General features: G+C 62.1%; 12 protein-coding genes. All 12 read left to right on the top strand.

Features of this window, described 5'->3' with window-relative positions:
• Nucleotides 1-103: 103 nt before the first annotated feature.
• Nucleotides 104-1,168: an FkbM family methyltransferase gene (locus tag Q7P63_07440; protein MDP0499920.1), complete on the top strand. Its 1,065-nt coding sequence runs from the start codon at nt 104-106 to the stop codon at nt 1,166-1,168.
• 63 nt (nt 1,169-1,231) lie between these two features.
• Nucleotides 1,232-2,257, top strand: a complete 1,026-nt coding sequence (hemE, locus tag Q7P63_07445) for a uroporphyrinogen decarboxylase (protein MDP0499921.1) — start codon at nt 1,232-1,234, stop codon at nt 2,255-2,257.
• Between the two features lie 9 nt (nt 2,258-2,266).
• Nucleotides 2,267-3,619 (top strand): oxygen-independent coproporphyrinogen III oxidase, encoded by a 1,353-nt coding sequence (gene hemN / locus Q7P63_07450; GenBank protein MDP0499922.1) that lies wholly within the window; start codon nt 2,267-2,269, stop codon nt 3,617-3,619.
• A 170-nt stretch (nt 3,620-3,789) separates the two neighbouring features.
• On the top strand, nt 3,790-4,305 hold the full coding sequence (locus Q7P63_07455; GenBank protein MDP0499923.1) for a prepilin-type N-terminal cleavage/methylation domain-containing protein: 516 nt from the start codon (nt 3,790-3,792) through the stop codon (nt 4,303-4,305).
• 10 nt (nt 4,306-4,315) lie between these two features.
• Complete coding sequence (locus Q7P63_07460) at nt 4,316-5,134, top strand: prepilin-type N-terminal cleavage/methylation domain-containing protein (protein MDP0499924.1); 819 nt, start codon at nt 4,316-4,318, stop codon at nt 5,132-5,134.
• Complete coding sequence (locus tag Q7P63_07465) at nt 5,131-7,512, top strand: hypothetical protein (protein ID MDP0499925.1); 2,382 nt, start codon at nt 5,131-5,133, stop codon at nt 7,510-7,512. Before Q7P63_07460 ends, Q7P63_07465 begins: the two co-directional genes overlap by 4 nt.
• 8 nt (nt 7,513-7,520) lie before the next feature.
• On the top strand, nt 7,521-8,234 hold the full coding sequence (locus Q7P63_07470; GenBank protein MDP0499926.1) for a hypothetical protein: 714 nt from the start codon (nt 7,521-7,523) through the stop codon (nt 8,232-8,234).
• A 50-nt stretch (nt 8,235-8,284) separates the two neighbouring features.
• Nucleotides 8,285-9,676 carry a protoporphyrinogen oxidase gene (gene hemG, locus Q7P63_07475; GenBank protein MDP0499927.1) on the top strand — a complete coding sequence of 464 codons (1,392 nt, stop codon included), beginning with the start codon at nt 8,285-8,287 and terminating at the stop codon, nt 9,674-9,676.
• Between the two features lie 37 nt (nt 9,677-9,713).
• Nucleotides 9,714-10,757, top strand: a complete 1,044-nt coding sequence (gene hemH, locus Q7P63_07480; protein MDP0499928.1) for a ferrochelatase — start codon at nt 9,714-9,716, stop codon at nt 10,755-10,757.
• Nucleotides 10,758-10,898: 141 nt separating this feature from the next.
• Nucleotides 10,899-11,738 carry a cytochrome c biogenesis protein CcsA gene (gene ccsA, locus Q7P63_07485; GenBank protein ID MDP0499929.1) on the top strand — a complete coding sequence of 280 codons (840 nt, stop codon included), beginning with the start codon at nt 10,899-10,901 and terminating at the stop codon, nt 11,736-11,738.
• On the top strand, nt 11,731-12,762 hold the full coding sequence (gene hemA / locus Q7P63_07490; protein MDP0499930.1) for a glutamyl-tRNA reductase: 1,032 nt from the start codon (nt 11,731-11,733) through the stop codon (nt 12,760-12,762). Before ccsA ends, hemA begins: the two co-directional genes overlap by 8 nt.
• A 79-nt stretch (nt 12,763-12,841) precedes the next feature.
• Nucleotides 12,842-13,717 carry a carbon-nitrogen hydrolase gene (locus tag Q7P63_07495; GenBank protein MDP0499931.1) on the top strand — a complete coding sequence of 292 codons (876 nt, stop codon included), beginning with the start codon at nt 12,842-12,844 and terminating at the stop codon, nt 13,715-13,717.
• Nucleotides 13,718-13,868 lie beyond the last annotated feature (151 nt).

Here is a 13,868-nt window from a genome sequence, read left to right on the forward strand (position 1 = left end):
TCTCGCCCGGCAATTTCTGCCGCCATAATCGGAGGGCCGAGGCGGCCTTTTGGGGCAAAGAGAGCTTTACTTTCCGCAGTTGCCGGTCGATCAACAAAACACGATGTTCGAACAACTTCCTTCCACTGCGGCGGACTTTTACCGGGTAACGCTGTTCAATGCGTTGGTCTCGCTCAAGATCAACCGCCATGCGGACAACTTCGACGCGTTCCGCTTCAATGTGGATGGGAAGGACCATGCGCTCGATTTCAACGTGGCGGACCATGTCTTCTATTTCGACTGGTTTTTCCGCACCCATCCGCTGCTCTTCGCCACCTATCAGCAGCTGGGCGACGACGCTTCCAAGCGCCTCTTCCTCTTTCTGGTGCTCTATCGCCTCTGCGGGCACCTGAGCGTGAAGATCCCCCTCCCCTGGCGCGATCAGACGGCGGAGTTGGAAGCATACCGACAGGCAGAGAGCCCCCAACCTTCCACTCTGGCCCTCAGCGGGCTTTTTGGCGGGCTCAAGCACTACGATTTTACCTACCGGGGCCGGCATTACCGCATGGACTCGATGCACCTGGAGCCCGTCATCTTCCGCCGCCAGTATTTCTACGAAGACAATGGCCTGCGGATCGCGCCCGAAGCGGGGGACCACGTAATCGACGGCGGCGCGTGCACGGGAGACACGGCCGTGATTTTCTCCGACATCGTGGGCCCGGAGGGGCGCGTCTACGCCTTCGACCCGGTGGCGGACCACCTCGACGTGATCCAGCACAACCTGACGCAAAATGGCTTCCAAAATGTCTCGCTGCTTCCCTACGGCATCTCCGAGACAGACGTGGATGCCGAGCCGATGCGCCTCAACCGCTACTGGGCTGGGTTTAATGTGCAGGACCAGCCCGTGCCGCTGCGCACGATCGACCGCCTCGTCGCCGAAGGGCAGATCGAGCGGGTCGACTTCATCAAATTCGACATCGAGGGCTCCGAGCTGGCGGGCCTCAAGGGCGCGCGACAGACCATCGAGCGCTTCAAGCCCAAGCTCGCGATCTCCCTCTACCACAAGCCGCAGGATCTCTACGAGATCCCCCAATACCTGCGCGACAACTTCCCCTTCTACGAGTTTCGCCTCGGCCACTACACGATCCACCGCGAGGAAACGATCCTCTACGCCATCGCCCGGGCTTAAATCCAGGCTGCAAGCACTTCCGCCTTGCCAGATTGCAGCGCTACCCGTGAACATGCGCGCACAATGAATTCCCGCGAACGCATGCTCGCCGCCCTCGCTTGCCAACCGGTGGACCGCCCTCCCCTTTGGGTGATGCGCCAGGCCGGTCGCTATTTGCCCGAATACCGGGAACTGAAGGCGCAACATGGCTTCCTGAAAATGGTGAAGACGCCTGATCTCGCGATGGAGGTGACGCTGCAGCCGCTGCGCCGCTTCGCGCTGGATGCGGCCATCCTCTTTAGCGACATCCTCGTGATCCCCGAGGCACTGGGCCAGCCTTACCGTTTCCGCGACGAGGGGGGCATCGCGATGGATTTCCGCCTCGATTCCGCCGCCGACATCGACCGCCTGAAGCCGGCCAGCAACGTGCGTGAGGCCCTCGCCTACATGCCCGCCGCCCACCGACTGCTGCGGGCCGAGCTGCCGGAGACGGCGCTGCTGGGCTTCGTCGGCTCGCCCTGGACGCTGGCCACTTACATGGTCGAGGGCGGCTCAAGCGATACCTACGCGCGGATCAAGGCTCTCTATTATAGCGACCGGCCTCTTTTCGAGCGTCTGATGACGCGCGTGACCGATGCCGTGATCGAGCTCTGCCGTATGCAAGTGGAGGCCGGGGCCGATGCAATTCAGATTTTCGACTCCTGGGCCGCCGCCTGCCCGGGCAATCTCTATACGGATCTTTCGCTGCGCTGGGTGTGGCGCGTGATCCAGGCACTGCCGGAGGGCTACCCAGTGATCTTTTTCGGCAAGGGCATGGCGCACCAGCAGGCCAATCTCGTGGCGACGGGTGCCTGCTGCCTCGGGCTCGATTGGACGGTCGACCTCCCGGCATACGCCCGCCAGCTCCGCCCCGACGTGGCCGTGCAGGGCAATCTCGACCCGGTGCTGATGACGTTGCCGCCCGAGCACGTGGCCGCCGCCGCGCGCGAACTGGTGCAGAGCATGCGCGACCGCCCGGGCTTCGTCGTCAACCTCGGCCATGGCATCACCCCGCAGGCGCGCGTCGAATCCATGCAAGCTTTGGTGGACGCGGTCGGTTCCTTCGCCTAACTTGTCTGCATGCTTCCCCGTGCCTTAGTGGAAAAGTATCAGCGCCCCGGGCCTCGCTACACGTCGTACCCGACGGCGCTGCACTTCACGGACAAGGTCGAGCCGGCCACGTTGATCGCCGACGCGGTCCAGCAAACCGGCCCGCGTTCCCTCTACTTTCACCTGCCGTTTTGCGAGAGCCTGTGCTGGTTTTGTGCCTGCGCCAAGGTGATCACCAAGGACACTTCGCGTGCCGACCGCTACCTGCAGGCGCTGGAGCGCGAGTTGGACCTCTATGTGGCCGCGACCGGGGCCGAACGCCCGGTGGAGCAGTTGCACCTCGGCGGCGGTTCGCCCAGCTTTTTCACCGTGGCGCAACTGGCCCGGTTGATGGAGCTGGTGCGCCAGCGTTTTACGTATGCGCCTGACGCAGAACTGTCGGTGGAGTTGGACCCGCGGACCGTCGACGCCGAGAAGATCGCGGTATTGGCCGAGACGGGGTTCCGGCGTGCGTCCTTTGGCGTGCAGGATGTGGAGCCCAAGGTGCAGGAGGCAATCCACCGGATTCAGCCGAGTGAGATGAACCGCCAGTGCATCGAACAGGCCCGCGCCGCCGGTTTCAACTCCGTCAATATCGACCTGATTTACGGCCTGCCCGAGCAGACGCCGCAGAGCTGGACGCGCACGCTCGACGAGGTGCTGACTTATCAGCCCGACCGGCTGGCGATCTTTGCCTACGCCCATGTGCCGTGGTCGGCCCCCGCCCAGAAGATTCTGGAGCGCAAGACGCCGCTGCCGGAGACGGAGGAGCGCCTGGCCATGCTCGAAAGAGCCAACGAGCGTCTGTTGGCCGCCGGCTATGCCTTTATCGGGATGGACCACTACGCGTTGCCCGATGACGAGCTGGCGGTGGCCCAGCGCGAAGGCACCCTGCACCGCAACTTCCAGGGCTACAGCACGCGCGCGGGCCGCGAGATCGCAGGCTTTGGCATGAGTGCCATTTCGCAGACTTCGGGCAGCTTCCGCCAAAACGTGAAAGACCTCAAGGGCTATTACGCAGCGGTAGAGGGTGGATCATGGCCCGTGGATCGTGGTTACTTGCTGACCGACGACGACCAGATCCGCCGTCATGCGATCATGGAAGTGATGTGCCACGGTCGCCTGCAGTGGGCAGACCTGAAGCGCGCTTATGGGATCCAGCCGCTGGAGTATTTCCAGCGCAGCCTGCCCAGCCTGGCCGAAATGGAACAGGACGGCCTCCTGACGCTTACCCCGGCGGGGCTGGAAGTGACGGATATCGGCTGGCGCCTGTTGCGCAACATTGCGATGACCTTCGACGCTTATTTGAAGCCCGAAGAAAAGCGGCACGCCCGCACGATCTAAGAGCGCGTTGCATTCCGCATGGATAAGAGCTCTACTTAAGCAAAAATAGGGCTTTACGCTTTCTCGATAAGAGGGTATTTAAGCCCATAATTACCAACTAAAGTTGACCTTTAAACTTAAATTTGGTTAGACCTTCAGGAGTCGCTGAGATTCCCGATACCTGAAGGTAAATGCTGCTACTGTCCCCTTATGCTCGCAGGCCTCGCCGTGGCTTCACCTTGGTGGAAATGGCGATCGGCATGGCCATCTTTGCGGTCGTCGCGATGGCCGTGATGGCCGCAGCAATGCGCGCCTACAAGGAGGCCGAAGACACGAACCGCTTTCTGGCCGCACACTCGCTGGCCCTGAGCATGTTGCAGCAGGTGACCAGCGCACCGGGTGACCGGCAGGCTCACATCACCAACGGAATCTCTTACGAGGTATACGATTCTGAAGGCCAGAAGTATAACCTGCCTATCAACGGGGCCACGCCGGTCACGATCTCGCTTCACTCCACGCTCGATCAGGGTCAGCGGCACGTAAGCGGCTCTTTCGACGTGAACATCTTTCTGACGGTCACGCGCGTTTCGGGCTACCGTTCTTACCAGATCACGGTGACGTGCGACTATGGTGTGACCAGCGGTGGAGGCGAGCGCAGCATTGCGATCAGCGCCTTTGCTCCTAACACCAACAACAACGCTTCCTGAGCCCATGCAGATGCGTCACCGATTTGTCCTTTCGCCCTCCCGCCAGGCCTTCACGCTGCTGGAGGTGCTGATCTCGATGGCGATTCTCTCCATGCTGCTGGGGGCGATCGGGGTCTTCATGATCGAAGTGTCGCGCTCTTATTATGGCGCGGCAGCCAAGACCGCCTACGCCAGCGAGGTGCGCGACCTGGCCGACCACATCGGCCGCGATGTGCTCAGCTCGTTCACCACCACCGTCTACCGCTCGACCACCGCCGAGGATTGGGACGACCCCAAGAACGACCAACTGGGGGCCAACGAAGCGGGCCGCCTTCTGTTTCTCGTGCAGGCGACCGTCAACTACGACTCCCTGCCGGCCTATGAGCGAATCGACCGGCTGATAGCCTATTCGGTGGATAGCAGCAAGCCGGTGCGCAATCAGGATGGTGAGACGATCGGCTATCCCCTCTTCCGCTACGAGCTGGTGCCGCCAGCGGGCGAAGACTGGGTACTGCAGGTGGGCGTCTACCAGAACGGCGAATACGACCCAAACCCGGGTGAGGCTATCAACCATCCTGCCACGATCGACGCGTATTCAGACTACATTGCGCTGACTTTGCAGCAGCAGCCTGAATACATGCTGACGGTCTCTTCGGAAAACGGCACCTTTAACCACAATCGTGCTTTCATCAAGCTGCCCAACGATGGCGTGGCCTTGGCCCTTGGGGTCGTGGCCAGCAGCGGCAACATCACCGACAGCAACGGAGACGGCATTTACGAGGCCAGCAACGCCAGCATCGTCACGGCCAACACTCTCAACCTTTCCTTCGCACCAAGGGGTTACGAATGAGCATCCTGAAATCCTTCCGCGAGCGAACAGGCTCCGTGTATCTCCTCATCCTGTTTTTGGCGACGGCCTTCGGTGCCCTCGTCTACTCCATGTTGGCCTACCAGAATACGGAGGTCATCAACAACTACTCCTACGCCTTGCGCAAGCAGGCGCGCCTGGCCAACGAATCGCTTTTTTACCTCGTCTGCGAAGAGCTGCAGCGTATCTACGACAACAATACGAGCGCACTGCAGCCCGGCAATACCATCACGATCGATATCCCCAGATCGCAACTGGAGGCGCTGCTCCCGGACTCCCTCCATGCCGACTGGGATTTCGCCAAAACGGAGATCCATGTCGGCACGCTCAGCGGGTGGACGATGCGGTATGTTTCCAGCGAGGTGCCAGGCATGGAAAGCTCCGCCTTTCTGGAGCAGATGAACTCGTTCCAGACGGTGCCGATCTTCACCAAGGTGACGTTGACGGGCACCAAGGGCACGCGAGCCACCAGCTATGCCCGCAGCACTTATGCGGTCAACGCCGTGCCGCTGACCTCTTACGCGATCTTTTACAACCAGCTGCTGGAGTCCTACGCCGGGGGTGACTTCACGGCGGCAGGTCGCGTGCACGTGAACGGAGATTTTTCGACCTCAAATGACGCCAGCAACGCGGTCCACCTCTACTTCGACCGCGTCACGGCCTCTGGCCGGCACTATATGGATTGGTTTCACGGGAATACCGACACCAAATGGGTCGCCTTTCACACAGGAGACTTCCGGGCGAATGGCACTCCACGCTTTGTCGGGCTGCGTAACGGCACTTTCTCGAAAAATATCCTTGGGGATCTCTATACGATAGATCGGCCAAGCACCGGCGACCGCAGCTTTGGCTCCATCCAGAACAACTCGACTGATTCTTCCTATCAGGGCCTCGTCTACAAGAGCTGGATGGACAACCACATTTCCGAGCAGGACGACGACTGGTATGAGCTGGCTTACAAAAACTGGAACGGCTTTCTCAAGACGGGCGCCATGGGCGTAGAGAAGGTAACCGTACCCGGGATGGACCGTTACGAACAGCCCAGCGCCAAGCCGTTTAACCCCAAGAGCACGGATTACTGGAACACAGCCTACCAGATGATCCAGCCCGTGCGGGAATCCGACGATGCATCTTTTACCAGCGCCAACACGGCAGAAAACTCCAAGAACTGGACGCGCGAGAAGAACAAGTTTGCCTACAACGCGGGCTTGGTCATCGAGGTGACTGGAAGTTCCGGCAATGACGGTTACGGCAACGTCGAGCTGAACCCAAACGATCCCGGCATCAACGTCACCGCCTATACCTACGAGCGCGACCCGCAGACCAAGGCAATCCTTTACAATGCCGACGGGACGCCGCGCAAACGCTACGTGGGTAACCCGCGCGACCTGGGAATCGTCACCCTTGAGCCCTACGCCGAGGACATCAACGACAATACCATCGTGACGGGTGGCCTGTACGACAACCGCCGTCAGGAGCGCGTGCACCTGGTGAAGGTCGACGTGGGCAAGATCAAGGAGGTGGTCGACAATTATGCCGACCTCCCGCCGACCCAGCGCTTTACGGAAGACCCGATCGGCAACGACCTGACCACGGGCTTCTGGAACGGCAGCGTCTATGTGCAAATGCCCTACGCGCGGAACAACCCCCGGCTCAATTCGGGCGGCGGCCCTGCCCAGGACGGCGCGCAGCCTTCGGTCGGGAACTACGGCGTCTATTTGACCAATGGCCAGGAGCTACCGCAACAGGGCCTGACCATCGCGACCAACAACGTCGTCTACGTGGCGGGGCACTACAACGCCGACGGCGATCCCACGACTGGCAACATGCAGGTGCCGGATGATGCTGGCGAGCCGCCAGCGGCCGTCGCAGGCGACGCGGTCGTGCTCCTGAGCGCCAACTGGGAGCCCAACAACAGCCGCGCCAATTCCAAGGCCAAAGCCCCCACCGGAGGCACTCGCCCTGCCGCGCCCACCGAATACTCGATGGCCATCATCAGCGGCAACGTGCCCACAGGTCGTAGCACCACCACCGGCAACAGCAGCCAGAGCGGCTCCATTGCAAACTTCCTCCGCTTCCTCGAAGACTGGAACACCTCGAACAAGTGGAACTCCTCATCGGCCGGGACCGAAGCTGTCGTGCGGGGCTCTATCGTCTGCATGTGGGACAGCGAGATCGCCGAAGAGAGGTGGCCCGGCCACTCCAACGTCTACGTGCGTCCTGCTCGCCTCTTTGGCTACAACCAGCTTTTCGAGACCAGCACACCTCCTGGCATCCCGCTCGGCGGCTTCTCCGGCCCGGGCTACTTCAAGGAAGTCGAGGCCAAGCTGTGGACGGACGAACTCGCCGAGCTCAATTAATGAAAAGAATGGTGCGTTCATTTCGCCTGCCCTTGCTTGTGGCCCTCGCTGGCGCGGGTTGCAGTTTCAGCGCTCCCGTGCTCGCGCAGGCGCCCAATAATCCGACCGCAGCACAGGCCGAGGAGGACCCCTACGCCAGCCTGCCCGGCCCGGCTATCGTCTTGCCCCGCTCGGGCACCACGTCGAGCCGTTTTGAGGCGTTCGAGGAAAACGTCGACGGCTACATCTTTGAGAAGCTGGGCATCGTCTTCGGCGATCTGCGGATCAGCCACCAGTACCCGCCGGAGGGCTTTTTCCTGCAGCCTGCCGCCTCCGTAGCGCCTTTTACCGCGGTGCTGCGGCTGCCCCGGCTGGAGGGCGCCTTTGTCGGCCTCGCGCATTACGAGACGTCTCCGGTCGAAAAGTTCGACGAGCAGACGCAGCTCCGTTACCTGCGGGGAATTGCCGACCGCGCTCCGCAAGGCCAAACGGTAAGCATCACGCGCGGCCCGCTGGAGGGCAACCGTGAGACGGTGGTGCTCGGCTTCAACACCCGCTCGTATCAATACGACTATGTGTCGGAAGAATCGGGCGAAGTCGTGCGCCGCGTGCGGGAGTTTCTGACCTTGATGGGCGACGGCAGCCTGATGCTGAGCCGCTACGAGGGCAGCCCCGCGGCCTTCGAGCAGATCGCGCCGCTGGCGGAAGCGTTTCTGCAGAATCTGCTGATCGAGCATGAGTAAAGCGCACTCTGGGCTGGCATTGCGCCGTTTCCTGCCCAATGAGTAGCAGGATGCAGGAGCCAAGCGCAGGGGTCGTCATCGTCGGGGCCGGGATCACCGGGCTCGCATTGGCACTGGAGCTGGAACGGCAGGGCGTGAGCGTGCGCATCCTCGAAGCCGCAGACCGCGTAGGCGGAGCGATCCAGACGGTGCGCGAAGACGGCTTTCTCTACGAGCGCGGCCCCAATTCCCTGCTGTTGCGGCGCCCGGAGGTGGGCCAATGGCTGGAAAGCCATGGGCTGACCGATCGCATGGCAGCAGCATCCGGCGCGGTGTCGAAGCGCTTCCTCGTGAAGAGTGGGCGCATCCGGCCCATGCCGCGCTCGCCCCTCTCGGCCATCACCACGCCGCTTTACTCGCCGACGGCCAAGCTGGGGGTGACGCTGGAGCCTTTTCGTGCCCCGACGGACTCGGAAGACGAGAGCGTCGCCAGTTTTGTCTCACGCCGGCTAGGTCGGGAATTCCTCGACTACGGCATCGCCGCGCTCGTCAACGGTGTCTACGCGGGCGACGCCGAGCGGCTTTCCATGCGCCATGCCTTTCCTCGGGTCTGGAACCTCGAGCGACTGGGCGGCAGCCTGATCAAAGGCGCGCTCAAGCTGAAGCAGCAGCGTAAAGCCGCAGGCGAAGCCCCATACAAGAGCCGGATTGTCTCTTGGCGTGGCGGCCTGGAGGAGTTGACGGGGCAGATGGCAGCCAAGCTGCAACAGCCCCCCACCCTGCGGGCCAGCTTGGAGGATATCCGCCGCGACGGCCCGGGCTGGCGGATCGCATTTGCAGCCGTCGGCGGCCAGCGGCAAGAGATCCGCACCCGCCATGTGGTGGTGACGACGCCGGTCCATCGCTGGGCGCAACTGCCTTGGGCGGCAGAAATCGCCCCGACGGTCGCCCAGGTGCCCGTGCCCCGCTATGCCCCCGTCGCCACGATGCTGCTGGGCTTTCGTCGCGAGCAGGTGCGGCACCCGCTGGATGGATTTGGCGTGCTGATCCCGCCCAAGGAGGGCCAGCGGCTGCTCGGCGCGATCTTCAGCTCCACCCTGTTTGCGGGGCGCGCACCAGAGGGTCAGGTGGCGCTCTCGTGCTTCCTCGGCGGCATGCGGCACCAAGAGGTAGTCGACCTCTCCCAAACCGAGCGGCTGCGCATCGCGCTGGACACACTGAAGCCACTGCTCGGCATCACAGGCGAGCCGACCAAGGTGATGGAAACGTGCTGGCCGCAGGCGATCCCGCAATACGAGTTGGGCTACGAAAACCTGTTGGCGAGTGTGCAGGCGCTGGAGGCCGCGCAACCGGGCCTGCACTTCCTCGGCAACTTCCGCGAGGGGCCTGGCCTCTACGACTGCCTCGATTCAGCCCGTCGCCATGCCGTTGAACTGGCAAAAGACGCCGGTGAGCATGTCTGAGGTTTGACGTCGCGGCGGATTGGCCAAGAATGTCTTTATGCCGAAGCAAGCTGCGTTGCTGATCAATCTCGGTTCCCCCGATAGCACCGACCCCGCCGACGTCCGCCGTTACCTCGCCGAATTCCTCGGCGACGAGCGCGTGATCGACCTGCCCTTTGTGCGCAAGGTCGTCGTGCCGGGCATCATCCTCAATACCCGGCCCAAGAAGTCGGCCGAGGCCTACGCCGAAGTCTGGACCGAAGAGGGCTCACCGCTGATCGTCGTGAGCGAGCACCAGCAGCAACTCGTTTCCGCGCGGGTAGACTTACCGGTTTATCTGGCCATGCGCTACGCCAACCCTTCGATCCGCTCGGTGCTGGAGCAGATCCTGCGCGACGGCGTGGAAGAGCTTTTCGTGCTGCCGCTGTACCCGCACTATGCGATGTCGAGCTACGAGACCGTGGTGGTGAAGGTGATGGAGGAAGTGAAGGCGCTCGGAGTAGAAGACAAGCTCTTCGTGGAGCACCTGCAGCCGTTTTACAACGACCCGCAATACCTCGACGCGGTGGCCGAAAGCGCCCGCCCCTATGTGGAAAAGAACGATGGCTGGGAGCGCATCCTCTTCAGCTTCCACGGCGTGCCGGAGCGCCAGATCCGCAAGAGCGACCCGTCCCACGCACACTGCCTGGTGACGCGCGACTGTTGCACACGCCCCAACCCGGCTCACCATACGTGCTACCGCCACCAGTGCTACTACACGATGCAGGAGGTGGCAAAGCGCCTCGGCCTGCGGCCGGACCAGTATTTCATGAGCTTCCAGAGCCGTCTGGGCAGCGACCCGTGGCTACGCCCCTTTACCGACCACACGCTCAAGGAGTGGGCGGCGAACGGCGTGAAGCGCATCAAGGTGATCTGCCCGGCCTTCGTGACCGATTGCCTGGAAACGTTGGAAGAGATTGCCGGAGAAGGCGCGGAAGACTTCAAGCACGCCGGCGGCGAAGCGTTTGAGCTGATCCCGTGCATGAACGAGCACCCTGCCTGGATCCAGTTTATGGTCGATCGTATCCAGCAGTGGCAGGCCGGTCGCCAAGCCGCAATCTAAGCGCATAGCGAACCTACCCTCACGCTCGCAAAACCTGACAGCCCAGACTGCCCGGTCTTAATCTGCTTGATCCGCGCCCGATATCAGGCAGAAAGGACTGTTTTCACCTGCAGCCAGCTCGCTACTGGCTACTGTTGAAGGATGGATCGACTCTTCGTCATTATCGGCGCCATTGGTTATCTGGTGGCGTTCGCAATCGCATTGGGGGCCCTGCGGGTGCGGGAGCGCCCTCCCCGGGCGTGGATCATGACGGCGATCGGGGCCGGGTTTCTTTTCCAGACGATCGGCCTCCACCTGCGCGGCTTTGCCGTCGGAGCCTGCCCCATCGGCAACCCCTACGAGGTGCTGCAGTTCATCAGCTGGTCGATCATCCTCGTCTACCTGCTCGCTGGGCCTATTTTCCGGCTTTCGCTGCTGGGCAGCGTCTCCGCGACGCTCGCCGCGCTGCTTTCAGTGCTGGGGCTCATCGTCCCGGGTTGGGACCACCCGACGCCGGGCAAGCTTTTTGGCGACCCGTGGATCGAGATGCACGCTGCGCTCGCCTTGATGAGCTATGGTATTTTTGGCCTGCTCGCCGTGACCAGCGGCCTCTACCTCGCCCAGAATTACGGGCTGAAGAGCAAGCGCTTTTCCGTCCTGCTGCGGCTCTTCCCTTCGCTCGTGGAGCTGGAGAGCGTCAACTTTCGCCTGCTGGTAATCGGGTGCGGCATGTTCTCGTGTGCCCTCGTCATCGGCTCGGTTTATTGGTTGAACAACTGGGGCGATACGTCGGTCCCCAAGCTGATCATTACAGTCGCCCTCTGGAGTGCCTACCTTGCCGTGCTCGTCTTGCGGCTGGGGCAAAAACTCGTGGGCTTTTCCCTTTCCGTGGCCTGCCTGAGCCTGTTCGTGGGCGCGTTGCTCGCGCTCTGGCCGGTAGAGGCCGACCGGGTGCAATCGCATCCCCAGGCGGTCCCCGCAGACGTTGCACACCATGGCTGAGCGAGCTTCACTGATCCTCGTCGGTTGTAACCACCAGCGGGCGTCGATGGAAGTCCGCGAACGCATGGCGCTGTCCGGTAACGACGTGCAGGAGATGTATCGCGTGCTGGCCCAGCTCGAAGCGCTGGACGAGGTGGTGATCCTCAATACCTGCAACCGGGTGGAAGTCTACGCCGCCAGCAAAGACACCGATGCGCCGGAACAGGTGGTCAACGCACTCTGCCACATCCGCCAGTTCCCGGAAGCGGAGTTTCGCGACCTCGCCTACATCAAGCACGGGCCGGAAGCGATCGAGCACCTCTACGCGGTCGCCTCGGGGCTGGATTCGCAAATGGTGGGCGAGACGGAGATCCTGGGGCAGGTCAAGGACGCCTACCAGCGCGCCAGCAAGGCCAAATATGTGCGGGGGCGCTTGCACAAGGTGTTCCAGAAGAGCTTTCAGGCGGCCAAGTGGGCGCGATCCAATACGGGGATCAGCCAAGGGCAGGTGAGCCTCGGCAACGTGGCGGTAGATCTGGCGCAACGCATTTTCGGTCAGCTCTCTCACGCGAGCGTGCTGGTCGTCGGGTCCGGCGAAGTCGGGCAGGACGTGGCAAAGGCGTTCAAGGGGCGCGGGGTGAAAAACATCCTCGTCACCAGTCGCACCGCCGGGCGCGCAGACAAGCTGGCGGTCGAGATCGAGGCCAAGGTCGTGCCGTTCGACACCTGGCAGAGCGAACTGCCCCATCACGATATCGTGCTCTGCGCCACCTCGGCCCCCACGGCCATCGTCTCGGCTGAGATCATCAAGGAGGCGGTGCACCAACGCCCGGCACGCCCGCTGTTCCTGATCGACCTGGCCATGCCGCGCGACATCGAGGCGGGAGCCGCAGAAGTAGGCAACACCTACCTTTACAACCTCGACGACCTGGCCCAAATCGCGAACGAAAACCTTGCCGCCCGACAGGCCGAAGTCGAGCGTGCCCGCGAAGGCCTCAAACAGCGGGCCGACTTCCTCTGGCAGCATTTGCAACCCAGCCGCTAAGTTTGCTTCGTTACCTTCTGTTCGGTTTCCAAGCCTTATTTTCGCGTGCAAAACTCCGGAAAACGCATTTAGTGCAGCCATGACCCGTTCCCCCGCCCAAGTCAAAGTGGCCCTGCCCCAGTATGTCGTGGTGGCAGACAAGCAGGCCAATCTGGCCACGGCCGAGCGCCTCGTCCGCCAGGCAGCCGGCCAAGGCGCGCAGATCATCTGCCTGCAGGAGCTGTTCGACACCCTCTACTTTTGCATCGATCAGGACCCGGAGCATTTCGAGCTGGCAGACAGCGTGCCGAGCCCGGCGATTACGCACCTGCAGGCGGTTGCGAAGGAGCTGGAAGTCGTGCTGGTGGTGCCGTTTTTCGAGCGCCGCGCCCCGGGGCTCTACCACAACAGCGCCGCCATTATCGACGCCGACGGCGCGCTGCTCGGGCTCTACCGCAAGATGCACATCCCGCAGGATCCGGGCTTTGAGGAGAAGTTTTACTTCACCCCCGGCGACCTCGGATTCAAGGCGTGGGACACCCGTTACGGTCGCATCGGCGTGCTGATCTGCTGGGACCAATGGTATCCGGAGGGGGCCCGACTAACGGCTCTCGACGGTGCGCAGATCCTTTTTTACCCGACCGCAATCGGCTGGCTGCCGGAAGAAAAGGCGGCTTTGGGCGAGGCCCAGCACAATGCCTGGCAGACCGTCCAACGTGGCCACGCAGTTGCCAACGGCTGTTATGTCGCCGCCCCCAACCGTATCGGAACCGAGGGCAAGACGGAGTTTTGGGGCCGCTCGTTTATCGCCAACCCTTACGGTCAAGTCGTGGCCGAAGGCGGGCTGGACGAGGAGATCGTGATGGCCACGGTCGACTTCGCCGAACTGGAAAACACCCGCCGCTGGTGGCCCTTTTTCCGCGACCGTCGCATCGACGCCTACGGCGATATCACCGAGCGCTGGCGGCAGGCTTAGGATGTAATTTTGTAATTTGGAACAGGAGTTAAAAGGAGTGAAAAAGAGTTCCAATCAAAGCCGTCACAGAAGGTAACGAAGCAAACGAAGAACCGTTTTTAAAGGTTACTTAGCTTTTCGTTTCCTTCGTTCTCTTCTGTTTTAAAACTCC

It is taken from the genome of Verrucomicrobiota bacterium JB022, from assembly GCA_030673845.1.
In the GTDB taxonomy this organism is placed as follows: domain Bacteria; phylum Verrucomicrobiota; class Verrucomicrobiia; order Opitutales; family Oceanipulchritudinaceae; genus WOUP01.

What these genes read in the sequence shown, in the direction of transcription:
- hemH (MDP0499928.1), top strand. Translation starts at nt 9,714, where the DNA reads ATGCCGAAGCAAGCTGCGTTGCTGATCAATCTCGGTTCCCCCGATAGC.
- ccsA (MDP0499929.1), top strand. Translation starts at nt 10,899, where the DNA reads ATGGATCGACTCTTCGTCATTATCGGCGCCATTGGTTATCTGGTGGCG.
- Q7P63_07465 (MDP0499925.1), top strand. Translation starts at nt 5,131, where the DNA reads ATGAGCATCCTGAAATCCTTCCGCGAGCGAACAGGCTCCGTGTATCTC.
- Q7P63_07495 (MDP0499931.1), top strand. Translation starts at nt 12,842, where the DNA reads ATGACCCGTTCCCCCGCCCAAGTCAAAGTGGCCCTGCCCCAGTATGTC.
- hemE (MDP0499921.1), top strand. Translation starts at nt 1,232, where the DNA reads ATGAATTCCCGCGAACGCATGCTCGCCGCCCTCGCTTGCCAACCGGTG.
- Q7P63_07440 (MDP0499920.1), top strand. Translation starts at nt 104, where the DNA reads ATGTTCGAACAACTTCCTTCCACTGCGGCGGACTTTTACCGGGTAACG.
- Q7P63_07455 (MDP0499923.1), top strand. Translation starts at nt 3,790, where the DNA reads ATGCTGCTACTGTCCCCTTATGCTCGCAGGCCTCGCCGTGGCTTCACC.
- hemG (MDP0499927.1), top strand. Translation starts at nt 8,285, where the DNA reads ATGCAGGAGCCAAGCGCAGGGGTCGTCATCGTCGGGGCCGGGATCACC.
- Q7P63_07470 (MDP0499926.1), top strand. Translation starts at nt 7,521, where the DNA reads ATGGTGCGTTCATTTCGCCTGCCCTTGCTTGTGGCCCTCGCTGGCGCG.
- Q7P63_07460 (MDP0499924.1), top strand. Translation starts at nt 4,316, where the DNA reads ATGCGTCACCGATTTGTCCTTTCGCCCTCCCGCCAGGCCTTCACGCTG.
- hemN (MDP0499922.1), top strand. Translation starts at nt 2,267, where the DNA reads ATGCTTCCCCGTGCCTTAGTGGAAAAGTATCAGCGCCCCGGGCCTCGC.
- hemA (MDP0499930.1), top strand. Translation starts at nt 11,731, where the DNA reads ATGGCTGAGCGAGCTTCACTGATCCTCGTCGGTTGTAACCACCAGCGG.